The sequence below is a fragment of the Nocardiopsis sp. CA-288880 genome (assembly GCF_050955985.1).
In the GTDB taxonomy this organism is placed as follows: Bacteria; Actinomycetota; Actinomycetes; order Streptosporangiales; family Streptosporangiaceae; genus Nocardiopsis; species Nocardiopsis tropica.
On the sequence record NZ_CP192105.1, the window covers coordinates 3283028 to 3304895 of the forward strand.

The 21868-nt window shown below is 74.8% G+C and carries 20 protein-coding genes and 1 pseudogene; 10 read left to right on the plus strand and 11 right to left on the minus strand.

What is annotated here, in order from left to right; translation table 11 throughout:
• Positions 1–98: 98 nt before the first annotated feature.
• The 3 genes from ACQPYD_RS14010 to ACQPYD_RS14020 are packed head-to-tail and all read right to left on the minus strand — an operon-like array spanning position 99 to position 2501.
• Positions 99–1079: a dehydrogenase gene (locus tag ACQPYD_RS14010; protein WP_433701428.1), complete on the minus strand. Its 981-nt coding sequence runs from the start codon at positions 1077–1079 to the stop codon at positions 99–101.
• Positions 1076–1810, minus strand: coding sequence for a CDP-alcohol phosphatidyltransferase family protein (locus ACQPYD_RS14015; protein WP_433701429.1), 735 nt, complete (start codon positions 1808–1810; stop codon positions 1076–1078). Before ACQPYD_RS14015 ends, ACQPYD_RS14010 begins: the two co-directional genes overlap by 4 nt.
• A complete protein-coding gene (locus tag ACQPYD_RS14020) occupies positions 1803–2501 on the minus strand; it encodes a GTP cyclohydrolase II (protein ID WP_433701430.1) in 699 nt (232 codons plus the stop codon). The genes ACQPYD_RS14015 and ACQPYD_RS14020 overlap by 8 nt, the downstream gene beginning before the upstream one ends.
• A 344-nt stretch (positions 2502–2845) precedes the next feature.
• Between ACQPYD_RS14020 and ACQPYD_RS14025 the strand changes: the two genes are divergently transcribed.
• Complete coding sequence (locus tag ACQPYD_RS14025) at positions 2846–5128, plus strand: rhamnogalacturonan lyase (RefSeq protein WP_433702045.1); 2283 nt, start codon at positions 2846–2848, stop codon at positions 5126–5128.
• A gap of 10 nt (positions 5129–5138) precedes the next feature.
• Here the strand turns inward: ACQPYD_RS14025 and ACQPYD_RS14030 are convergent, their stop codons facing one another.
• Entirely contained in the window at positions 5139–6038 is a 900-nt protein-coding gene (locus tag ACQPYD_RS14030; protein ID WP_433701431.1) for a hypothetical protein, read from the minus strand.
• Between the two features lie 130 nt (positions 6039–6168).
• Entirely contained in the window at positions 6169–7218 is a 1050-nt protein-coding gene (locus ACQPYD_RS14035; protein WP_433701432.1) for a LacI family DNA-binding transcriptional regulator, read from the minus strand.
• A 323-nt stretch (positions 7219–7541) separates the two neighbouring features.
• Here ACQPYD_RS14035 and ACQPYD_RS14040 point away from each other — a divergent pair, with 323 nt between their 5' ends.
• From ACQPYD_RS14040 to ACQPYD_RS14060, 5 genes are all read left to right on the plus strand, one after another.
• On the plus strand, positions 7542–9062 hold the full coding sequence (locus ACQPYD_RS14040) for a sugar ABC transporter ATP-binding protein (RefSeq protein ID WP_433701433.1): 1521 nt from the start codon (positions 7542–7544) through the stop codon (positions 9060–9062).
• Positions 9059–10105 (plus strand): ABC transporter permease, encoded by a 1047-nt coding sequence (locus tag ACQPYD_RS14045; protein WP_433701434.1) that lies wholly within the window; start codon positions 9059–9061, stop codon positions 10103–10105. Before ACQPYD_RS14040 ends, ACQPYD_RS14045 begins: the two co-directional genes overlap by 4 nt.
• Complete coding sequence (locus ACQPYD_RS14050) at positions 10089–11174, plus strand: ABC transporter permease (protein WP_433701435.1); 1086 nt, start codon at positions 10089–10091, stop codon at positions 11172–11174. The genes ACQPYD_RS14045 and ACQPYD_RS14050 overlap by 17 nt, the downstream gene beginning before the upstream one ends.
• A complete protein-coding gene (rhaS, locus tag ACQPYD_RS14055) occupies positions 11171–12235 on the plus strand; it encodes a rhamnose ABC transporter substrate-binding protein (RefSeq protein ID WP_433701436.1) in 1065 nt (354 codons plus the stop codon). The genes ACQPYD_RS14050 and rhaS overlap by 4 nt, the downstream gene beginning before the upstream one ends.
• 77 nt (positions 12236–12312) lie before the next feature.
• Complete coding sequence (locus ACQPYD_RS14060) at positions 12313–12630, plus strand: L-rhamnose mutarotase (RefSeq protein ID WP_433701437.1); 318 nt, start codon at positions 12313–12315, stop codon at positions 12628–12630.
• Between the two features lie 142 nt (positions 12631–12772).
• Here ACQPYD_RS14060 and ACQPYD_RS14065 read toward each other — a convergent pair whose 3' ends face one another.
• Positions 12773–13408 carry a hypothetical protein gene (locus ACQPYD_RS14065; RefSeq protein ID WP_402911588.1) on the minus strand — a complete coding sequence of 212 codons (636 nt, stop codon included), beginning with the start codon at positions 13406–13408 and terminating at the stop codon, positions 12773–12775.
• A gap of 56 nt (positions 13409–13464) precedes the next feature.
• Here ACQPYD_RS14065 and ACQPYD_RS14070 point away from each other — a divergent pair, with 56 nt between their 5' ends.
• A complete protein-coding gene (locus tag ACQPYD_RS14070; RefSeq protein ID WP_433702046.1) occupies positions 13465–13749 on the plus strand; it encodes a hypothetical protein in 285 nt (94 codons plus the stop codon).
• A 609-nt stretch (positions 13750–14358) separates the two neighbouring features.
• On the plus strand, positions 14359–15114 hold the full coding sequence (locus ACQPYD_RS14075) for a thioesterase II family protein (protein ID WP_433701438.1): 756 nt from the start codon (positions 14359–14361) through the stop codon (positions 15112–15114).
• Positions 15115–15145: 31 nt separating this feature from the next.
• Here the strand turns inward: ACQPYD_RS14075 and ACQPYD_RS14080 are convergent.
• Together ACQPYD_RS14080 and ACQPYD_RS14085 are read right to left on the minus strand one after the other, a co-directional pair.
• Positions 15146–16983: pseudogene (locus ACQPYD_RS14080) on the minus strand (glycoside hydrolase family 13 protein).
• A 186-nt stretch (positions 16984–17169) separates the two neighbouring features.
• On the minus strand, positions 17170–18162 hold the full coding sequence (locus ACQPYD_RS14085) for a glycoside hydrolase family 6 protein (protein WP_433701439.1): 993 nt from the start codon (positions 18160–18162) through the stop codon (positions 17170–17172).
• A gap of 228 nt (positions 18163–18390) precedes the next feature.
• On the opposite strand from ACQPYD_RS14085, the gene ACQPYD_RS14090 reads away from it, so the two are divergent.
• Positions 18391–18912, plus strand: a complete 522-nt coding sequence (locus ACQPYD_RS14090) for a GNAT family N-acetyltransferase (protein ID WP_433701440.1) — start codon at positions 18391–18393, stop codon at positions 18910–18912.
• Between the two features lie 79 nt (positions 18913–18991).
• Here the strand turns inward: ACQPYD_RS14090 and ACQPYD_RS14095 are convergent, their stop codons facing one another.
• Together ACQPYD_RS14095 and ACQPYD_RS14100 are read right to left on the minus strand one after the other, a co-directional pair.
• The gene (locus ACQPYD_RS14095; protein ID WP_433701441.1) at positions 18992–19873 is read right to left on the minus strand and encodes an aldo/keto reductase; all 882 of its coding nucleotides are present in this window, start codon (positions 19871–19873) and stop codon (positions 18992–18994) included.
• Positions 19874–20096: 223 nt separating this feature from the next.
• A complete protein-coding gene (locus ACQPYD_RS14100) occupies positions 20097–20270 on the minus strand; it encodes a hypothetical protein (RefSeq protein WP_433701442.1) in 174 nt (57 codons plus the stop codon).
• A 26-nt stretch (positions 20271–20296) separates the two neighbouring features.
• Between ACQPYD_RS14100 and ACQPYD_RS14105 the strand changes: the two genes are divergently transcribed.
• Positions 20297–20833, plus strand: coding sequence for a CGNR zinc finger domain-containing protein (locus ACQPYD_RS14105; RefSeq protein ID WP_433701443.1), 537 nt, complete (start codon positions 20297–20299; stop codon positions 20831–20833).
• A 106-nt stretch (positions 20834–20939) separates the two neighbouring features.
• Here the strand turns inward: ACQPYD_RS14105 and ACQPYD_RS14110 are convergent, their stop codons facing one another.
• The gene (locus ACQPYD_RS14110; protein WP_433701445.1) at positions 20940–21743 is read right to left on the minus strand and encodes an IclR family transcriptional regulator domain-containing protein; all 804 of its coding nucleotides are present in this window, start codon (positions 21741–21743) and stop codon (positions 20940–20942) included.
• Positions 21744–21868: the final 125 nt, after the last annotated feature.

The window sequence follows — 21868 nt, forward strand, 5'->3', positions numbered from 1 at the left end:
GGCCGGACGGACGTTCCGGCCGGCGTCGTGGTGGGCAAGGCCGTTCGGCGGGCACGGACGCACGTCCGGTCGCGCCCGCGCGCGGGACGCGGCGGCGTTCAGGGCCCCGGGTAGACGATGCGGTGGCACAGGGCGGGGAGGCTCCCGTCGGCGAGGCGCGGCATCACCGCCGGCAGCTCCTCGAACGGGCTCTCCCCGGTGACGAGTGCGTCGAAGGCGGGGTCGGACAGCAGCTCCAGTGCGAGGTCGAGCCGGTCGCCGTGCCCCCGCGACCCCCGGCGAGCGGGGGAGACCGCCCCGACCTGGCTGGAGCGCACGGTCAGGCGGCGCGAGTGGAAGCCCTCGCCCAGGGGCACGCACACCCGCCGGTCCCCGTACCAGCTCATCTCCACCACCTCCCCCTCGTCGCGGACCAGTTCCAGGGAGCGCTCCAGCCCCGCGGGGTCGGCGCTGGTGTGGAAGACCCGGTCGCGCCCGCCGCCGGCGTCCCCGGGGAGCGCGAACTCCACCCCGAGCCGCTCCGCCAGTTCCGCGCGGCCGGGGTCGACGTCCACCAGCTGCACCCGCACCCCCGGCACCCGGGACGCCAGCCGGGCCACGGTGCACCCGACCATTCCCGCGCCGACCACCGTCAGCCGGTCGCCGAGCAGGGGCGGGGCGTCCCACAGCGCGTTCACCGCCGTCTCCACCGCCCCCGCCAGGACCGCGCGCCCCGGGGGCACGTCCCCGGGCACCGGCCGCAGCGCCCCGACCGGGAGCACGAACCGCGTCTGGTGCGGGAACAGGCTGAACACCGTCGTGCCCACGAGGTCCGGCGCGCCCTCCTCCACGACGCCGACGTTGAGGTAGCCGTACTTGAACGCGGAGCCGAAGTCCCCCTCCTGGAAGGGCGCCCGCATCACCTGCCGCTGGCTCGGCGGCACCGCGCCGCGGAACACCAGGGCCTCGGTGCCCCGGCTCACCCCCGAGTACAGGGAGCGCACCACCGCCTCGCCCGGCCCGGGAGGGGGCAGCGCGCTCTCCCGGATCTCGCCCTCGCCGGGCGACCCCACCCAGAACGCCCGCGCCGTACGGCTCATGCCCCTCCTCCTCGCCGTGCGCCGGTCCCGTGTCCGACGGCCCGAGGGCCGCCCGCCCCCGGCCCGGCCCGCCACAGCCCCGCGACGTCGCGCCCGAAGGACCAGGCCAGGAGCGCCAGGGCGCCCGCGGCCAGGGCCGTCGCGCCCTCCGCGGGGACGACCGGGGCGGCGGCCGCCACCAGGGCCACGCCCTGGACGGCGGCCACCGCCTTGCGCGCCCGGCTCGGCGCCAGCGGTCCGCGCATCCACGGCGCCGCCCGACCGGCGGCGGCGAACGCGTACCGCATCGCGCCGATCGCCAGCACCCACCACCCCAGCTCCGCCGCCACCCGCACGCTCAGCACCAGGATCAGGAAGGCGTCGGCCTCCATGTCGAACCGCGCCCCGAAGGACGACTCGGTCCCCGTGCGCCGGGCGACCAGGCCGTCCACGAGGTCCAGGGCCAGCGCGACCGACGCCAGGGCGACCAGGGGCCAGGCCGGCCCGCCGTCCGCCACCAGGGCGACCACGCCGCCGATGAGCACCGACCGCGCCAGCGTCACCAGGTCCGCGGGGCCCAGCCGGGTCCGCCCGGACCTGCGCACCGCCCACGCCACGGCGGCCGCCCCCGCCAGCAGGAAGACGGCGCCGGCCGCCCAGCCCGCCGGGCCCAGGCCCGTGGCCGACGCGAGCAGCGCCAGCAGCGCCGCCTGCGCGCACGCGGCGGCCCCCAGGGCCGCGGGGTCACCCACGCGGACCGTCCAGGTGCGGGAGGTCGTGGCCCAGCCGGTCCCGCTTGGCGGTCAGGTACGCCACGTTCTCCCGGCGCGCGGGCATCAGCAGCGGAACCCGGGAGGCCACCTCCACCCCGTGCTCCCGGAGCGCCCGCACCTTGGCCGGGTTGTTCGACAGCAGCCGCACCGACCGCACCCCCAGGTGGAGCAGGATCCGCGCGGCCGGGCCGTAGTCGCGCACGTCCACCGGCAGTCCCAGGGCGGTCGCCGAGTCCACGGTGTCCAGGCCGCGCGCGTCCTGGACGGCGAGGGTGCGCACCTTCTCCACCAGCCCGATCCCGCGCCCCTCGTGCCCGCGCAGGTACACGACCACGCCCCGCCCCTCGGCGCAGATCAGGTCCAGGGCGGCCTCCAGCTGGTCCCCGCACTCACAGCGCAGCGCTCCGAAGACGTCGCCGGTCACGCACTCGGAGTGCGCCCGGGCCAGCACGTCCTCGCCCCCGCACACCTCGCCCAGGACCAGCGCTGCGTGCTCCTGGCCGTCGGAGGGGTCCCGCAGGGCCACGAGGCGGAACGGCCCCCGCCTGGTGGCGAGCTCCGCCTCGGCCACGGCGGCGGGGCCCGCGGCCGGCGCTCCCGCGCCCAGCGCCTCCGGCTCCGCCCCGTCCGAACGGCTCCCGCCCGCCCCGCCCACGCCCTGACAGCTCATAAGCCCCCTCGATCCGTCTCGGAACAGCGGCCACACACGCCCGGTGCCCGGTGGCCCCCAGGGGAAAACCTCGCACAGGTCGGGCGCGGGGCCGGGGAGGCGCGGGCCGGGGCCGACGGGAGCTCCGCCCCGCCCCCCGGGGGGCGGGGCGGAGCTCCCCGGCCGCAGGCGTCAGGGCCCGTTCCGTGTGCCGCCCCGCTCCGCCCTCCGTGACCGGGGCCGGTTCGGGGCCTTGGCTGGAAAGCGCTTGCCCAGTAGGGTGGGCCACCCCCCGGCACGAGGAGGCGCCACCCGTGGACATCCCCCGGAGTCCCGTCCTGAGAAGAAGCCCCCTGGTCGCAGCTGTGTGCGCGGTCGTCCTGGCCGCCTCCGCCGGCCCCGCCCCGGCCGAGCCGCGGGACGGCCCGGGGATCCGGCTGGAGCGGCTGGACCGGGGTCTGGTCGCGGTCCAGGCCGAGGAGGGCGTCCTCCTGAGCTGGCGGCTGCTCGCCCACGAGGTCACCGGGCACACGGACACCGGGCTCAGGGGGCCGAGGTTCGCCGTGTACCGGGACGGCAGGGGCATCGCGACCGTGGCGGACAGCACCAACCTCCTCGACCCCGGGGGCTCGGAGGACTCCCGGTACGAGGTCGTGCCGCTGCCGCGCAGCTCCGGCGGACGGCTCGACATCGGCCCCGCCGGCGAGGCGTCCGTGTGGGCGGACGGCCACCACGACCTGCCCCTGCGCAAGCCGGAGGGCGGCACGACCCCGGCGGGGGAGCGGTACGGGTACACCGCCAACGACGTGGCCGTGGGAGACGCGGACGGCGACGGCCGGTACGAGTTCGTCGTCAAGTGGGAGCCCACCAACGCCAAGGACGTCTCCCAGCGGGGGTACACCGGCAACACCTACGTGGACACCTACACGCTGGAGGGCGAACTGCTGCACCGCGTCGACCTGGGCGTGAACATCCGCTCGGGTGCGCACTACACCCAGTTCCTCGTCTACGACCTCGACGGCGACGGACGGTCCGAGCTGATGCTCAAGACCGCGCCGGGGACCAGGACGCTGTCCTTCGACGGGGACGGGGGCGTGACGGAGGAGTACGTGACGCTGCCGGAGGAGGACGTCGCGGCCGGCCACGGCCACGGCGACGACCACCGGATGAGCGCGGCGGACTACCACGAGCACCTGGTCGGGATGTTCCAGGACTGGCACGGGCACCCCGAGGTGGTGGCGGGGAACTGGCCCGGCACCGTGGAGGAGGCCCTGGGCCTGGAACCGGAGTACGACCACCCGCTCGACAGGGACGACGCCGCGGAGCTCGCGGACTTCTTCGTGGACGAGTACGCCCCGGGGCGCAGCGGGCGCAACCTGCTCCGGGAGTTCGAGGGCTTCGTCGTGGACGGCCCGGAGTACCTGACCGTCTTCGACGGCCTGACCGGCGCGGAGCTGGACACCGTCCGCTACGAGCCGGGCCGGGGCGACGACGGGCTCCTGTGGGGCGACTACGCCATGGCGCGCATCGAACCGGGCAACCGGGTCGACCGCTTCCTGGCGGGCGTGGCCTACCTGGACGGCGAGCGCCCGTCGGCGGTGTTCGCCCGGGGCTACTACACGCGCTCGGCCGTGGCGGCCTACGACTTCGACGGCGAGTCGATCCGCCGCCGCTGGCTGGCCGACAGCGGACACGTCCCGATGGACAACCCCTTCGACGCCTCGCCGCACGCGGGCCGGGGCTCGGACCCCGCGCTGGGCGCGCTGGCCGGACAGGGGTTCCACTCCCTGGACGTGGCCGACGTGGACGGGGACGGGCGCCAGGAGATCGTCTACGGAGCGGCGACGCTGGACGACGACGGGTCGCTCCTGTACTCCTCGCACGCCCCCGGTCCCCCCGGAAGCGCGGTGGAGGGCGAGTACACTAAGCTCGGGCACGGCGACGCGATGCACGTGGGGGACCTCGACCCGGACCGGGACGGCCTGGAGGTCTGGACGGTGCACGAAGGGGGCGCGCACGCGCCCTACGGTTTCGCGATGCGCGACGCCGCCACGGGGGAGGTCCTCTTCGGCGGGTACACGGGCGTGGACACCGGCAGGGCCATGGTCGGCGACATCGACCCGGACGTCCCCGGGCTGGAGGCGTGGTCCTCGATGCCGCCCGGCGACGACGTCGAGGCCGGGCTGTGGAGCGCCGGCGGGGAGTACCTGGGGGACAGGACCCCGGGCACCGACATGAGCATCCGCTGGGCCGCCGACATGACCACCCAGGTCGTGGAGCGCACCGGGACCGGGGAGCAGGCGCAGGTCCCGGCGATCGCGGACTGGAGGCGCGGCACGCTGCTCACCGCGGAGGGGACCCTCGCCAACAACGGGACGAAGGGGAACCCCGCCCTCGTCGCGGACGTGCTCGGCGACTGGCGGGAGGAGCTGGTCCTACGCACCGTGGACAGCACGGCCCTGAGGATCCACACGAGCACCGAGGTGACCGACCGCAAGCTGCACACGCTCATGCAGGACCCCCAGTACCGGGTGGGCGCGGCCCGGCAGCAGACCGGTTACAACCAGCCCGCCCAGCCGTCCTTCCACCTGGGGTCGGACACCGACTGGGCGAGGGTCCCGGTGCCCGACGCCGTGTACCCGGAGTAGCCGCCCGGCGTCAGCCGCACCGGCGGCCGAGGTCCTCGCGCAGGGTCCCGTAGGTCGGCGCGAGGGCGCGCAGGATCCGGGCGGCAGCCCGGTCGTCGCCCGTGGCCACCGGGTACTGGAGCGATCCGAGCAGGCGCGCCTGGCGGGTCAGCGTGCCGGCCGCGGTGTCGCGTCCGACATGACGCAGGCAGGCCGCGGCGTCCGCCAGGCGCCGCGCGCCGACCCGGATCGCGAAGCCGGCGAGGTGCTCGCGCAGAGCGGGGTCGCAGCCGTCCGCGACCCGGTCCGCGAGGGCCAGGACGGCGTCGCCGTTCTCCGGCCCCAGCCAGGACACCGCCCGGGGGACGATCGACTCGATCGCCTCCTCGGGAAGAACCCGGGAAATTCGGGTGAAATTCGAGCGCAGGGTGAAGGGGTCGCCGTATTCGACGTCCTCGGCCCGCCAGGCCGCCACGAAATCGGCGATCGGGAGCCTCGCGTAGGGGTGCCCCTCGGGGTCGTGGAGGGTGACGCCGTCCTCGTCCGCGTCGAGCACGACGACGTAGTGGTCGGCGCCCACGGGGCCGGACCGGCCCGGCTGGTGGCGCAGGTGTCCCATCTCCACGGGTCCGGCCACGACGGGTCCGTCCGCAAGGTGGGAGGCGAGGCGGTCGAGCGCGGCGTCGGCGTCTCCGCCGCCGGTGGTCCGTGCCGCCCAGCCGAGAGCGGTGAGGGCGTCGTCCACCCCGGTCTCGGGCGTCCAGCCGTACGGGTCGAAGAAGGGCAGCGTCCCGCCGAGCAGCTGGGCGCCGAACGGGCTCCCGGTCACCGTCTCGACCACGCCGGGGGCGGGGGCGCCGGACCCCATCATCATGACCAGGCAACTGGAATAGCAATAAGGTCCGGAGCCGTGATAGGGAAGGTCTTCCATGGCGTCATCGTGCCATTTTTCGGAGGAAAATGCGATCGAGGGAATTCGATGCGTCGATATCGCGGTGGCGTTCCCGAATTTCCGCCCGGCGCAGCTCCCGGCCGTATGCGCGTGCCGGGACGCCGCGCGGTCAGGAGCGGTACGCGGCGGTGGAGCCCCGCACCACCAGCTCCGGGGTGAAGAGGACGCGCTCGTGCCGGTGGCCGGCGTCGTCGAGCTCCGAGCGGAGCAGCCGCATCGCCGCGCGCCCGAGGTCGTACTTGGGCTGGGCGACGGTGGTCAGCCCCGGGTGGACCAGGTCGGCGAGGTCGACGTTGTCGTAACCGACCACCGAGATGTCGTCCGGCACGCGCAGGCCGCGCCGCCCCAGGCCCTTCATGAGGCCGAGGGCGAGCTGGTCGTTGGCGCAGAACACCGCCTGCGGCCGCTGGCGCGGACCGCCGGCCAGCACCGCGTCCACGGCGCGTTCGCCCTGCTGGGGGTTGAGCAGCGGCTGCTCGACCACCCGGACGTGGGCCTCGGGGTCCATGCCGGACTCCGTGAAGGCGTCGAGCAGCCCCTGGTGGCGGCGCCGCACCTGCTCGATGGCGAAGGGCCCGGTCAGGAAGGTGACCCGCTCGTGGCCCAGGCCGATGAGGTGGCGCCCCGCGGCGAGGCCGCCCGCGTGGTTGTCGACGCTGACGCTGCACCCGACGTCCTCGGCGACGTCGCCCCGGTCCAGCGCGACCCAGGAGGTGCCCTGGTGGCTCAGCCACAGCAGGTCGGACAGGTCGTCGTCCACCGGCATCACCACCGCGCCCGCGGCGCGCTGCTCGGCGAGCAGGCGCACGTTGCGCCGCTGCCTGTCCTGGGCCTCGGCGGAGTTGAGGAGCACCACGGCCAGCCCCGCCCCGGCGGCCTCGTCCTCCACGCCGCGCGCGACCTCGGTGAAGAAGGGGTTGGTGACGTCCAGGACGAGCAGGCCCACGGATCCGCTGCGACCCGACCGCAGGCTGCTGCCGGAGGAGTTGCGCACGTAGTCGAGCTCGGCGATGGCGGCCTCGACCTTGGCCCTGGTGGCCTCGGCGACGCGCTCGGGCCGGTTGAGGACGTTGGAGACGGTGCCCGGGGAGACCCCGGCGTGCCGGGCGACCTCGGTGATGCCCACGGAGGGGCGGGTGGAGCGGGGCCTGGTGGACAAGGAGCTTCTCCCGGGGCGTGTTCGGACGGTCATCAGGGGACTGCGCGAACGCATGCTGCTGATCCGGCCCCGATGCGCGGGGGATCATGCTCACACCCGGATTGAAACGTGTCAACAACCATCCTGTGACGGGGCCTTCCCGTGCCTCGGCATCCGGGGCCGACCGATGTCCTCCCGGAGGCCGTTACCAGGGCGATACCTGGCAATTCCAGGGTGATCCTCTTGACGGAGGAGTGTGTTCCATTTAACATCCCCTTCATATTAAAACGTTTTTGTAATGTTCGGCGGAACCTCGTCGAACCAGCACCGGAGAAGGAGGGCACGTGGACCCGACAGAGGTCCCTCCACCCCTCGCGCTGGTGGACGTCGCCAAGTCCTTCGGGAGCGTCAGGGCCCTGCGGGGGCTGTCCCTGGAACTGCGCCCCGGGGAGATCCACGCGCTGGTCGGCGAGAACGGGGCCGGCAAGTCCACCCTGGTCAAGACCATCGCGGGCGTACACCGGCCCGACAGCGGGCAGCTCCTGGTCGACGGGGTCCCGACCGCCTTCGGGGCGCCGGCCGACGCCCAGCGCGCCGGCGTCGCCGTCATCCACCAGGAACCCACCCTGTTCCCCGACCTGTCGGTCGCCGAGAACATCTTCGTCGGACGCCAGCCCCTCACCCGCCTGCGCACCATCGACCGCAAGCGCATGCGCAGCGACACCGCGGAGGCCTTCGCCCGCCTCGGCGTCCACACGGACCCCGACCGTCCCGCACGCGGCCTCTCCATCGCCGACCAGCAGCTCGTCGAGATCGCCAAGGCCCTCACGCGGCGCGCCCGGGTCCTGGTCATGGACGAGCCCACGGCGGCCCTCTCCGGGGTGGAGGCCGAACGCCTCTTCGCCGTCGCCCGCACCCTGCGCGACTCCGGGGCGGCCCTGCTGTTCATCTCCCACCGCTTCGACGAGGTCTTCGCCCTCTGCGACCGCGTCACCGTGGTCCGCGACGGCGCGTTCGTCTCCTGCGACCCCACCCCCGACCTGGACGTGGACACCGTCGTGCGGCGCATGGTCGGACGCGACGTCACCAGCCTCTACCCCAAGGAGGACGCCGAGCGCGGCGACACCGTCCTGGAGGTCGACGGGCTCACACGCCGCGGCGTGTTCGCCGACGTGTCCTTCCGGGTGCGGGCCGGCGAGATCGTGGCCCTGGCCGGACTCGTCGGCGCCGGGCGCAGCGAGGTCGTCCGCGCGGTCTTCGGCGTCGACCGCTACGACGCGGGCGCCGTCCGCGTCCACGGCACGCCCCTGCCGGCGGGCCGCCCCCGGGCGGCCATGGCCGCGGGCATGGCCCTGGTCCCCGAGGACCGCCGCCAGCAGGGCCTGGTCATGGAGTCCTCCATCGAACGCAACGCGACCGCCACCCGCCGCCGGCCCCTCAGCCGCTTCGGCCTCCTGCGCCCGCGCGCCGAGCGCGACTCCGCCCGCGAGTGGGGCGAACGGCTCGAACTCCGCTACGGCCGCATCGACGACCCCGTCTCCACCCTCTCCGGCGGCAACCAGCAGAAGGTCGTCCTCGCCAAGTGGCTCTCCACCGAACCGAAGGTGCTGTTCGTGGACGAGCCCACGCGCGGCATCGACGTCGGGACCAAGGCGGAGGTCCACCGCCTGCTCTCCACCCTCGCGGGACGGGGTCTCGCCATCGTCATGGTCTCCAGCGAGCTCCCCGAGGTCCTCGGCATGGCCGACCGGGTCCTGGTCATGCACGAGGGCAGGGTCACCGCCGAGATCGACCGCGCCGACGCCGACGAGGAGTCCGTCATGTACGCGGCCACCGGACAGCGACCGAACGGGGCCGCCCGATGAACGCACCCCCCACCGCCCCCGGGGCCTCCGCGGAGGCACCTCCCCGGCCCCCCGGGCGCCCGGCCCGGCGCCGTCGGCAGTTCCGCGAACTCGGCGTGCTGCTCGCGGTCGTCCTGCTGATCGCCGCCACCTGGCTGCACAACCCCGGGTTCCTGTCCGCCCAGGGCGTCCGCGACCTGTTCCTGGGCGCCACCGTCCTGGCGGTCCTGGCCGCCGGCCAGGCCCTCGTCCTCATCACCAGGAACGTCGACCTCTCGGTCGGATCGGTGATGGGGCTGTCGGCCTTCGGCACCGGCGCCCTCTTCGTGGCACTCCCCGGCCTGCCGGTCCCCGTGGCGATGCTCGCCGGCGTCCTCATCGGCCTCGCGTGCGGGCTGGCCAACGGCCTGCTCGTCACGACCGCACAGGTACCCGCCCTGGTCGTCACGCTGGGCACCCTCTACGCCTACCGCGGCCTCGGCCACTGGTGGGCGGACGGCGGCCAGGTCAACGCCACCGACATGCCCGCGTCCTTCCTGCTCCTGGGCCGGGTCGGCGTCCTCGGCGTACCGCTGCCCGCCGCGGTCGCCATCGCCGTGGTCGCCGCCGTCGGCTTCTACCTCGCCAACCACCGCTCCGGCCGCGAGCTGTACGCCATCGGCTCCAACGCCGACGCGGCACGCCTGTCCGGCATCCCCGCGGGGCGCCGGATCATCCTGGCCTTCGCCGCCAACGGAGCCCTCGCGGGCCTCGCCGGGGTCCTGTTCGCCGCCCGCTACGGCACCGTCGACTCCACCGTCGGCACCGGCATGGAACTCCAGGTGGTGGCCGCCGCGGTCGTCGGCGGCGTCGCCATCGCCGGCGGCGTCGGCACCGTCTACGGAGCCGCCCTCGGCGCCGTCCTGCTCACCACCATCACCGCCGCACTGCCCATCTGGCAGATCAACCCGTTCTGGCACCAGGCCGTGGTGGGCACGCTCATCCTGGCCGCCATCGGCCTGGACCGGCTGCTCGCGCTGCGCACGGCGCGCAAGCTTCGAAGAGGAGGTGCCCGTGGCGCCTGAACGCACCGCCGCACCGGCCCGGGCGGCCGCACCGGACACGCGGACGGCCGGATCCCGGGCCAGGGCCCTGCTCTCCGCCCGGGAGGCCCCCGTCGTCGGCGCGCTCGTGGTGGCCCTGCTCGGCGCCGGACTGTTCGTCGACATGTTCGCCACCGGCCGCAACATCGACTTCCTGGTGCTGAGCGTCGCCGCCATCGCCCTGATGGCCCTGCCGATGACGCTCATCGTCATCACCGGCGAGATCGACCTGTCGGTGGCCAGCACGCTCGCCCTCACCAGCGCCACCCTGGGCGTGCTCTGGGAGGCGGGGATCCCCATCGAGACGGCCCTGTGGATCTGCCTGGCCGTCGGCGCGGCGCTGGGCGCGCTCAACGGGTTCCTGGTCACCGTCTGCGGACTGCCCTCCCTCGCCGTCACCATCGGCACCATGGCCCTGTACCGGGGGCTCGCCTACGTGCTCCTCGGCGACCGCGCCGTCGCCAGCTACCCCCGCGACTGGGTCGGCGGCGCCCGCGCGCCCTTCCTCGGCATCGAGGGCCTGCCGTGGATCGCCGTGGCCGTCCTCGTCCTGGCCGCCGCCTTCGCGGTCCTGCTCCACGCCACCGGCGTCGGCCGGTCCCTGTTCGACATCGGCAACAACGACGAGGCCGCCCGCTTCTCGGGGGTCCCCGTCGCGTGGACCAGGTTCTGGCTGTTCACGCTCAGCGGCGTCGTCGCCTCCGGCGCCGGGATCTTCTGGACCCTCCAGTACGGCACCTCCCGCGCCGACACCGCCTTCGGACTGGAGCTGCAGGTCGTCGCCGCCGTCCTCCTCGGCGGGGTGTCCATCTTCGGCGGGGTCGGGTCGGTCCTGGGGGTCATGAGCGGCGTCCTGCTCCTCGGGACCATCCGCAACGCCCTCCAGCTGTTCGGCATCAGCAGCGAGGTCCTCCAGATCGTCACCGGCCTCATCCTCATCGCCTCCGTCGTCACCCCCAACATCGCGGCCCGGGTCCGTGCCGCCCGCGAACCCCGCCCCCGACCGGCGGCGGCCCCCGCGCCCGACCCCACCCAGGGAGAACCCTCATGACCGACCCCCGCCCCCGCCACCTGCTGCTGGCCGCCTCCGCGTTCGCCGTGCTGATGACCGCCGCCTGCGGCGGCACCACCATCGACGACGCGCAGGAGGAGGAAGCCTCCGGTCCGACCGGTACCGCCGACCCGGACGCCGAGATCCCCGAGGGCCTCAGGCTCGACTTCCTGCCCAAACAGCTCAACAACCCCTACTCCGACATCGTCAACGAGGGCGGCGCCGTCGCCGTCGAGGAGCTGGCCGGGGAGTTCACCGAGCGGGGCGGCACCGAACCCACCGCCGACTCCCAGGTCGAGTACATCAACGCGGCCAGCCAGGCGGGCAGCGACGTCATCGTCATCGCCGCCAACGACCCCGACGCGGTGTGCCCCTCCCTCGACCAGGCCAGGGACAACGGCGCCGCCATCGTCGGCTACGACTCCAACGCCAGCTGCACGGACATCTTCGTCAACCAGTCCTCCGACGAGCTCATCGGCCGCACCCTGGTCGAGATGATCTCCGAGCAGATCGGCGGCGAGGGCACCTTCGCCGTCCTGTCCGCCACCCCCAACGCCACCAACCAGAACTCCTGGATCGCCGCCATGGAGGAGGTCCTGGCGGAGGAGGAGTACGCGGGCCTCGAACTGGTCGACACCGTCTACGGCAACGACGACGACCTCCAGTCCTTCCAGGAGATGCAGGGGCTCATGCAGTCCCACCCCGACCTGGACGGCGTGGTCTCCCCGACCACCGTCGGCATCGCCGCGGCGGCCCGCTACGTCAGCGACTCCGAGTACAAGGGCGAGGTCGCCATCACCGGCCTGGGCACCCCCAACCAGATGCGCGAGTTCGTGGAGGACGGCACCGTCGACTCCTTCGCGCTGTGGAACCCCGAGGAGCTCGGCTACCTCGCCGGGTACGCGGGAGCCTCGCTGAGCGCGGGACGCATCACCGGGGCCGAGGGCGAGACCTTCGAGGCCGGGGACCTGGGCGAGTACACCGTCGGGGCCGACGGCGAGATCGTCCTCGGCCCGCCGACCGTCTTCGACGCCGACAACATCGACGACTTCGACTTCTGACCCGGCCCACCGCAGTCCGCGGCGGGCGGAGGGGAGCCCTCCGCCCGCCGCCTTCCACCCACCGGGAGGACCACGCCGTGCAGCGTGTCTGCTTCATCCTCAAGGTCCGCGCCGACCGCCTCGACGAGTACCGGGAACGGCACGCCGACGTCTGGCCCGAGATGCGCGAGGCGCTCTCCGCCGCGGGCTGGCACAACTACTCCCTGTTCGGCACCGACGAGGGCACTGTCGTCGGCTACCTGGAGACCGACGACTTCGACGCGGCCCGGGAGGCCATGGCGCGCACCGGCGTCAACGCCCGCTGGCAGGCCGAGATGGCGCCCTTCTTCGAGGGCCTGCCCGGCCGCCCCGACGAGGGCATGGTCCCGCTGACCGAGCTCTTCCACCTGCCCTGACCCCTCTCCCGTCCTCCCCGGCACGGGCCGTCTCCCGCGGGCCGGGGCGGTACAGCACCCACGGCGCGGATCCCGTGCCCGGGAGCGGCCGCCCCCCGCGGGCCGGCCGCCACCGCCGCGGGGATCGGCCGGGGGCGCGGGGTCAGTCCGCGGGGAGCTCCACCCGGATCTCCCCGCCCAGGGAGGCCCCGCCCTCCAGTTCGAGGTCGTCGCCGCTCCAGAACCGCCCCGGGTCGTAGTACCCGGTGCGGCGGCCCCTCGGCAGCAGCCCCATCTCCTCGTAGGTCAGGGCGATCACCTCCGCGCAGTAGGCGGTCTCCAGCGCACGCTCGCGCGAGCGCCTCCCGAACGGCAGGCGCCGCAGGGGCAGGCGCCCGCGCGCCCACCTCGCCGCCAGCTGCGCGGTGGAGGGGAAGGGGGTGCCGTCGAGCCGCGCCACGGCGCGCAGGGCGGCGTCCTCCATCGCCCGGGTGGCCAGGGGGTCGAGCTGGCGGACCCAGCCCTGCTGCCCGTACTTGCGGCCCCACACCAGGACGGCGTCGCGGAGGTCGTGCAGCTGCACGCCGCGCTGGTGCCGTCCCGTCCACACGTCGGGCAGGGAGCGGCCCAGCTCCGCGTGCCACATCAGCGGCGGGAGGTCCTCCACCACGATGGACATGCCGACGTGGTTGACGGGGCTGTTGGTGGTGATCTGGATGGCGCGGTCGGGCACGCTCGTGCCCCGGAAGACCCACACGTCACCGGTCCGGGTGAGCTCCAGCGCCTCGTTCAGGGACATACTCGTGTCTGCCACAGGGATAGCCTAGGCACATGCGATGGTGGAAAGTCCTTGGAGTGGCCGCTTTCGTGGGCGTCGCGGCGACCGGCGCGGTGATCGCGCGCGCCGAGCGGCAGCGCCGCGCCTACACGCCCGAACAGGTCAGGGACCGGCTGCGCGCACGCGTCGCCGAGGCCGAGGCGGCGCAGGGCCCCGCCGCGTCCGCCCCGGCGCTCACCGCGCCCGACGACCCCGGGATGCCCGCCTGGCGCCAGATGCTGCTCGGCGCCGTGAGCCGCCACCCCAGGGTCGACCGCGGCCCCGGCCACGAACCCCGCGGCGGCGACCCCGACCGGGCCTGACACCGCTCCGGCCTCCCCCGGGGCGTGCTCCCCGGAGTCTCCCCGGAGTCCGGTCGGGCTCCGCCGGAACGGTGCCGCCCCCGCCTCCGTCCGTTCCCCCGAGGGCGGTGCGACCCCTCCGGGGGCGGTGCGACGCCGTTCGGCGCCCGGCCGTGCCGCCCGACTCCCGGCCCCCGGGGTTTCCCCGGCGCCCGGAGCGCTTCTCCTGCCCGGCTGTCCTCCCGCCGTTCCGTGCCCCCGCCCGGTGGAAGGGGCCGCCGCGTCCCGCGCCACCGCTCTCCCCGACGTCCCGCGGCCCCCTCGCGCCCCCTGCCCGGGGCGCCTCCCTCCGCCGCCCGGCCTGTCGTGGTGCGTTCGGTCACGGAACGCGGCCCGCCCCGACCGGCGGGCCGCGGCGTACCGCTGCCGCCGGGACGGGGGGCGGTCCGCCCCACAGGGTTCTGACCTGGGCAGACGCGGATCGGGCGGTCCTTCGCGGGTCGCCCGGGAGCGGTCGGCCGCGGGGCCGCCGTGCGCTCCCCCTTTGTTACCGATGGGTATTACCGACTGGTAGGTTCTCCCTGTCGCGACGACCGCGAGTCGGCCGGGAGAGGAAGCAGGGGGAGAGCAGTGCACGAGGGCGTCCTGTCCAGGCTCAGACCGGTCCCCGACAGCCGGTTCCGGCTCTTCCTCCTCCACCACGCCGGCGGATCGCCCCTCGGCTACCGCCCCTGGGTGCGCCGCTTCCCCGACGACTGGGACGTGTGCCTGGTGGAGGCGCCCGGACGCGCCCACAGCGCCGACGCGGAGCCCTTCCGGGACGCCGGGGAACTGGCGGAGTACCTCAACGGGCGCGTGGGCCACGAGCTGGACCGCCCCTTCGGACTCTTCGGGCACAGCATGGGCGGGCTCGTCGCCTACGAGATGGCGTCGCGGCTGGCCGGCGGGGACCGCGGCCCCTCCTGGCTGGGGGTGTCGGCGTGGAGCCCCGAGCCCGGCCCCGAACGCGAGCGGCCCCGGCACCTCCTGTCCTCCGACCGCCTGCGCGACGGCATCGCCGCCATGGGAGGGACCCCCGCCGCGGTCCTGGCCGACCCCGACCTGTGGCGGCTCGTGGAGCCCCTCGTCCGCGCCGACCTCGAACTGGTCGACACCTGGCGGCCGGAGCCCGGCGCGGAGAGGCTGCGCGTGCCGCTGTCGGTCTTCGGCGGCGAGGACGACCCCGGCATGCCGCCCCGTCGGCTCGACGCCTGGTCCGACCACGTCGACGGCCCGGTCGAACGGCACTCCCTGCCCGGCGGGCACTTCTACTTCGTCGGGAGCATCGACGACGTGACCGGGCGGATCACCAGGGACGTCCGCGCGGCCCTCGCCGCGGGCGTGTAGTCCCCGGGCCGCCCGGCCCCGCCGCCCCGCCTCAGCCCCCGACGGCGATGACGTAGCCGGGCCCGTCGGCGCCGAGCACCACCCCTCCGGCCCCGTCCGTCTCCAGCCGGACGCCCCCGCCCGAGGCGGCGGCCTCCGGGCGTGCGGCGTCCAGGTCGGCGGGCGCCACCGCCACCGGCGTGTGCGGGCCGTCGGCCAGGTGCACCAGCACCACCTGGCCGGCGAGCGTCCTGACGAACGTCATGTGGTGCGGTCCCGCGTCCAGCCAGCGCAGGCCGCCGGTCCTCAGGGCGGGCAGCTCCCGCCGCAGCGCCAGCAGCCGGGTGTACGCGTCCAGGATGCCCCGGTCCCACGCGCCGGGCCGGTGCCAGGGCATGGGCCTGCGGGCGTTCTCCCCGTCGTGCCCCTCCAGGCCGATCTCGTCGCCGGCGAAGAGGAACGGGGCGCCGGGCAGCGTCACCTGGGCCGCCACCCCGACCTCGTGCCGCACCGGGTCGCCGCCCACCACCGTCCGGAACCGCGCGGAGTCGTGCGTGCTCAGCGCGTTGACGCTGTGCGTCAGCACCCGCCACGGCAGCCCCGCGTTCGCCGCGCGCATCGCCCGCACCGCGTCCTCGGCGCCGTTCCGGGGCAGCGGCGCCCGGGTGGTCAGGTACTTCACCTCCTCCGGAGCGGTGTTCAGCCAGCTCCACACCGGGCGGGTGAACCCCGCGTAGTTCATGACCCCGTGCCACCCGTCGTGGTGGGTGTCCGGCCCGGCGTCGTGGAAGTGCTCGGCCAGCAGCCACGACCCGTCGCCGCCGCGGGCGGCGTCCACCTCGCGCATCCGCGCGGCGATCTCCCCGGACACCTCCCGGTTCAGGTCCTGGACGCCGTGGCGCCCGGTCATGTTGGCCACGTCGATCCGCCAGCCGTCCACCGGGTCCTCCCCGGTCAGCCACCGCACCAGGACCGAGTCGTCGGCGCCGTAGACCCTGCGGCGCAGCTCCGCCGAGGCGTAGTCCAGTTTCGGCAGCGTGCGCACCCCGAGCCAGCCCACGTGGTCGTCGGGGTGTTCGGTGAAGTAGTAGAACCCCGCCTCGACCGAGTCCGGGTCGGCCCGGGCCGTCCGGAACCACTCGTGGGCGTCCCCGGTGTGGTTCGTGGTCAGGTCGCCCATCACCCGCATGCCGCGCCCGTGGGCGGCCCGCACCAGCTCGCGCAGCGCCCGGTCGCCCCCCAGCAGCGGATCCACCTCGGAGAACGTGGACGCGTCGTAGCGGTGCGTGGACCGCGCGGGGAACACGGGGGTGAGGTAGACGACCTCCACGCCCAGCCGCGCCAGGTGGTCCAGGCGGCGGCGCACCCCGTCGAGGGTCCCGCCGAAGTACTCCAGGGACGCCGTCCGGCCGAGGCCCTCGGGCTCGTCGTCCCAGGACCGCGGCAGCGCCCAGTCCGGGTACTCGGCAGGGGGGCGGTGGAGTCGTCGTCCCGGGCGAACCGGTCCGGGAAGACCTGGTAGACGCTCGTGCCGGGAACCCACGCGGGGGGCGGCGGCCCGGCGATCAGCCGGAAGTCCCCCGCGTCGGTGACCTCGTGGCCGTGGGCCCCCTCCTGGTTGAGCCACGTGTACCGGGAGCCCCGGACGACGGCGAACCGGTACCCGGTCACCACCGGGCGCAGGGCCACCGACGCCTCGAACCAGGCGGTGCCGCCGGCCGTCGTCCCGGTCTCCTCGGCCCGGACGAGGACGCCCTCGCCGTCCTCCACGACGCGGACGTACACCGCGTCCGCGCCCCCGGGGACGCGCACGCGCAGGACCGCGTGCCCGTCCTCGACGCGGACGTGGTCGGGGGACCCGTCGTGGTGGGGGTCTCCGGCGAACTTCATGGGGCTGCTCCGGTGCGCTCGTGTGCTGGGGCGCCCGCCGGCCGGCGGGCGCACGCGACCGGACCCCGCCACGCGACCGGACCCCGCCACGCGGGCGGGGTCCGGAGCGCCAGTATCGCAACGGAGACCTCAGGGGGCGACCCGTTCCGTGCCCCCTTCGGGCCGCGGGTCCGGGTCCCGGGCCGGTCAGCCCCCGGCGTTCACGGCCATCTCGTAGGCGAGCTCGGGGATGAAGGAACCGGCGGGCCCGGCGCAGCCGTCGGCCTCGCCGGGGAGCTTCACCCACAGGAAGGCGTCGATGAGCGGGTGGCCGGTGTCGGTCGTGCTGGGCGTTCCCAGGGCGCGTCCGGCCGGGTCGCACCACTCCTCGTCGGGCGCCGGGCCGTTGCCGTTGCGGCTGGTGTCCACGACAGCCCCGAGCCCGTCCAGGCCGGTGGCGCCGATGATCGCCTCGGCGTACGCGACCTCGTCCGCGGTGGTGCGGTAGTTGGAGGTGTTGACGGCGATGCCGTCCGCGCTGTCGGCGACGTCCACGCCGTGCAGCAGTTCGGCGACCTCCGCGGGGGAGTGCCACGCGGAGTGGCCGGAGTCGATGTACACGCGGGCCTCGGAGGAGCCCTCCTTGAGGGTGCGTCCCGCGTACGCCAGCGAGTCCATGACCTCGGCCGGCGGCTGGCCCTCGCAGGAGCCCATGAGGGAGAGGGCGTCGGGCTCCACGACGATCGTCGCGGGGCGGTCGTCGAGCCCGGCGGCGAACGCGTCGATCCAGGCCCTGTACGAGGCGTGGTCGGGCGCGCCGCCCCCGCTGTGGTTGCCGCAGTCGCGTCCGGGGACGTTGTAGACCACGATGATCGGCACGGCGCCGGCGTCCTGGGCGGCGCCGGTCAGGGCGGCCACCTCGGACTCGACGGTGTCGGGGTTGTACCGGGTGAACCAGGTCGCCTGGGCCACCCCGGCGATGCGCTCGCCGATGACGGAGGCGCGGGGGTCGCCCGGGTTGTCGGCGACCCAGTTCGCCGCACCGGTGTCGGGGTTGACGTAGAAGGGCGCGTCCTGGGCGGCGGGCGCCGCATCGGCGCCGGACGCCGCCGCGGCCCCGACCGGGGCGGCGCCGCCGGACAGCAGTGTGCCGAGGGCCAGGGCGCCGACGGCCCCCAGGGCCGCTGATCTGCGAATCATCGTGACTACTCCTCGTACGAGCGGGGGACAGGGGTAGTTGGGAGCGCTCCCAGTCGTGGCGCACCACGATAGGCAACAGTGAACTCCGTGTAAAGGGGCCGTGACGATCGGGTCCCGGTACCACCCCGCGGGGGCGGCGGGTCGCCCCGCAGGCGCGCTCGCGCAGGGGATGCAGACTCTTGCCCCGCCCCCCTGTCGTGGTCGTTGGTCCCGGGTTACGGTTGTGGTATGAGCCTTGAGCTGCCAACCGACCGACTCCTCATCCGGGAGTGGGAGCTGGGCGACGCCGAGGACGCCCTGAAGATCTACGGGGCCGACGAGGTCGCGCACTGGCTGACACCGGAGTGGCATCCGGTGAACGAGACCGACGCGATGCGCTCGGTCCTGCACGCCTGGATCGAGGCCGGACCCAACCTCATCCCGCCCGCGGGCCGCTGGGCGATCGTCCGGCGACAGGACGGACAGCTGGTGGGCGGGCTGTCGCTCAAGCTGCTCCCGCCCTTCGAGGAGGACTTCGAGCTGAGCTGGGCGCTGCGCCCGGACGTGTGGGGCCAGGGCTACGCCACGGAGGCGAGCCGGGCCGTCATCGCCTGGGCGTTCGAGCAGGGGATCGAGGAGGTGTTCGCCGTCGCGCGCCCCCGCAACGAACGGGCCATCGCCGTCGCCCGCCGCCTGGGCATGGAGTGGGTGGGCGAGACCGAGAAGTACTACGACATGCGCCTTCAGGTCTTCCGCCTGCGTCCCGGCTGACGGAGGGGGCCGCGCGCGGCCTGCCGGGTCCGCCGGCGGACCGCACGCGCGGCCTCCCGCGCCCTCCGGCGGAGCGGGCTCAGGCGCCCAGGAGCTGGTCGATCCGCTCGGTCTCCTCCTCCGACAGGCGCACTGCCGCGGCCGCCGTGTTCTCCTCCAGGTGCGCCACCCGCGACGTGCCCGGGATCGGCAGCATCACCGGCGAGCGGTGCAGCAGCCACGCCAGGGACAGCTGGACCGGTGTGACGCCGTGCCCGGCGGCGACCGCGGCCAGGGGCGACTCCGGGCCGGCCAGCTCGCCGCGCCCCACCGGGGCCCACGGCAGGAACGCGATCCCGTCCTTCTCGCACTGCTCCAGGACGTCCTCCGACTGTCGGAAGGACGGCGCGTACTGGTTCTGCACCGACGCCACCGGGGTGATCGCGCGGGCGGCCGACAGTTCGTCGACCGTCACCTCGCTCAGGCCGATGTGCCGGATCTTGCCCTCCTCGCGCAGTTCGACCAGCGCGCCGAGCTGGTCGGCGAGCGGCACCTCGGGGTCGATCCGGTGGAGCTGGAGCAGGTCGATCCGCTCCAGGCCCAGGCTGCGCAGGCTCAGCTCCACCTGCTGCTTGAGGTACTCGGGCCGCCCCAGCACGTGCCACCGGCCGGGACCGGTGCGCGCGAACCCCGCCTTGGTGCCGATGACCAGGTCGTCGGGGTAGGGGCGCAGGGCGTCCCGGATCAGCTGCTCGCTGATCTGGGGACCGTAGGAGTCGGCCGTGTCGATGAAGGTGATGCCGAGTTCGACCGCGCGCCGCAGGACGGCCAGTGCCTCGTCGCGGTCGCGGGGCGGCCCCCACACCCCCTCGCCGACGATCCGCATCGCACCGAAGCCCAGCCGGTGGACGGGGAGGTCGCCGCCGAGGGCGAAGGTCCCCGACCGCTCTGCGATGTCTGGTGTGGCGTGCACGTCGGTCACTGTGTCCCTTCCGGGCGGCGCTGGGGCCGCGGTCGCGTCCTGGCCCGAAGGCCTCTGCCGTGGCGCGGTCGCGGAGTGCCCGGACGCGCGCTCCCGGCGGTGTCGCGGGCAGGATCTCAGCCGGAGGGGAGCGCCGCAAGGCGCCACGGTGCCGGGGGAGTCCCCGGGGCGCCGGAGGGGGCCGCCGGTCCCGGGGCCCCCTCCGGTCGGCCCGGAGGGGCCGTCAGCGGTCGGACCGGCCCCCGGAGGGGACCGCCGTCCGCGCCTGGACGACGCGGACGGCCGGGAGCAGCGTCACCCGCCGTTCACCGCAGGCGCAGCGCTGGTAGCTGACGACGCCCTCGCTGGTGGGGTGGTCGGACTCGGTGGACCAGAGGTGTTCGTGCCGTGTACCCATGGCCCCCAGTCTGATGTAATGGCATTATGCATCTCAACCCTTACGGCCAGGGTCCGCTGTCGCTCGCGGTGGACCTGGTCAACCGCCCGTTGACGGGCGCGGAGGATCTGGAGCGGCGCTGCGCCGAGGTGGGGTTCGTCCTCGCGCGGGCGGTCGGCGAGGACGACGTCGAGGCCGTCCGGGAGTTCCTGGGCCTGTGGGAGGGGGTGGTCGACGGCTCCGACCGCCCGACCCGCGCCGCGCGTCTGAACGCCCTGCTCGAGGAGCACTCCTCCGCCCCGCGCCTGACCGACCACGCCGGCACCGGATGGCACCTGCACTACCGGCCCGACGTGCTGCCCGCCCACCGCCAGGTGGCGGCGCTGGTCTCGGTCGGCACCGCCCTGCACCTGACCGGCCGGGGCATGGACCGCCTCGGCCGGTGCGCGGCCCGCGGCTGCGCACGCGTCTACGCCGACTTCTCCCGCAACGGGCGCCAGCGTTACTGCTCGCCCGCCTGCGGCAACAGGGACGCCGTGCGCCGCCACCGGGCCCGCGCCGACGACCGCGAGGGCGCGCTGTAGGGCGGCGGCGCGGTGCGGCCGCTCCGGACACGGCAGGGGCCCCGCCGGTCGGGCGCCATCCCGCCCCGCCGCCCGCCTCCGCTCCGAGGGGGCGGGCGGCGCGGCCTCAGCGGCCGGAACCGCGGCGCGACACGGAGGCGAGGTCGGACTCGATGCGCGAGGCCGTCTCCAGCAGGGCGGGCAGCAGGTCGCGGCGCACGTCCTCGATCGAGGAGCGGTTGGCGTGCGCCGACACGTTCGCGGCCGCGATCACCCGACCCTCCGCGTCGCGGACGGGGGCGGCCAGTGAGCGCAGCCCCTCCTCGAGCTCCTGGTCCACGATCGAGTACCCCTGCTCGCGCACCCGCCGCAGCTCGGCGCGCAGCTCGTCCGGGTCGGTGATCGTGAACCGGGTCAGGGGCCGCAGCTCCACGCGGTCCAGGTAGGCCTCCAGGCCGCGCTCGTCGCGCCCGGCCAGCAGCACCCGCCCCATCGAGGTGGCCGAAGCGGGGAACCGCGTGCCCACGGTGATGGCGACCGCCATGATCCGGGAGGTCGCCACGCGCGCCACGTACAGCACGTCGTCGCCCTCCAGCACCGACACGGAGGCGGACTCGTGCACCCGGGCCGACAGGTCCTCCAGGTGGGGCTGGGACACGTCCGGCAGGCCGGCCGAGGCCACGTAGGCGTAGCCGAGGTCGAGCACGCGGGGGGTGAGGGAGAACAGGCGTCCGTCGGTGCGCACGTACCCCAGGTCGGCCAGGGTCAGCAGGAAGCGGCGGGCGGCGGCGCGGGTCAGGTCGGTCTCCCGCGCGACCTCGCTGAGGGTCATCGACGGCCGCTCCGCGGAGAAGGCGCGGACGACCGTCAGGCCGCGTTCCAGGGACTGCACGAAGTGGGCGCCGCGGGCCGGTTCTTCTTCGTCGGGCATGTGGTCTTCCTGGTTCGGGTGTGGGCCTGGGGACGGACGTCCCCGGAAATGTTCTCATACCGAACGGGTGTGGCCGTCCGTGTCGGCGTCTTGACCCTGTCGGGGATCGGCGCTACCTTCGTACC

Coding starts and splice junctions, on each gene's coding strand:
- ACQPYD_RS14010 (WP_433701428.1), bottom strand. CDS start 1,079: ATGAGCCGTACGGCGCGGGCGTTCTGGGTGGGGTCGCCCGGCGAGGGC.
- ACQPYD_RS14020 (WP_433701430.1), bottom strand. CDS start 2,501: ATGAGCTGTCAGGGCGTGGGCGGGGCGGGCGGGAGCCGTTCGGACGGG.
- ACQPYD_RS14030 (WP_433701431.1), bottom strand. CDS start 6,038: ATGGAAGACCTTCCCTATCACGGCTCCGGACCTTATTGCTATTCCAGT.
- ACQPYD_RS14045 (WP_433701434.1), top strand. CDS start 9,059: ATGAACGCACCCCCCACCGCCCCCGGGGCCTCCGCGGAGGCACCTCCC.
- rhaS (WP_433701436.1), top strand. CDS start 11,171: ATGACCGACCCCCGCCCCCGCCACCTGCTGCTGGCCGCCTCCGCGTTC.
- ACQPYD_RS14065 (WP_402911588.1), bottom strand. CDS start 13,408: ATGTCCCTGAACGAGGCGCTGGAGCTCACCCGGACCGGTGACGTGTGG.
- ACQPYD_RS14085 (WP_433701439.1), bottom strand. CDS start 18,162: ATGATTCGCAGATCAGCGGCCCTGGGGGCCGTCGGCGCCCTGGCCCTC.
- ACQPYD_RS14090 (WP_433701440.1), top strand. CDS start 18,391: ATGAGCCTTGAGCTGCCAACCGACCGACTCCTCATCCGGGAGTGGGAG.
- ACQPYD_RS14100 (WP_433701442.1), bottom strand. CDS start 20,270: ATGGGTACACGGCACGAACACCTCTGGTCCACCGAGTCCGACCACCCC.
- ACQPYD_RS14105 (WP_433701443.1), top strand. CDS start 20,297: ATGCATCTCAACCCTTACGGCCAGGGTCCGCTGTCGCTCGCGGTGGAC.
- ACQPYD_RS14110 (WP_433701445.1), bottom strand. CDS start 21,743: ATGCCCGACGAAGAAGAACCGGCCCGCGGCGCCCACTTCGTGCAGTCC.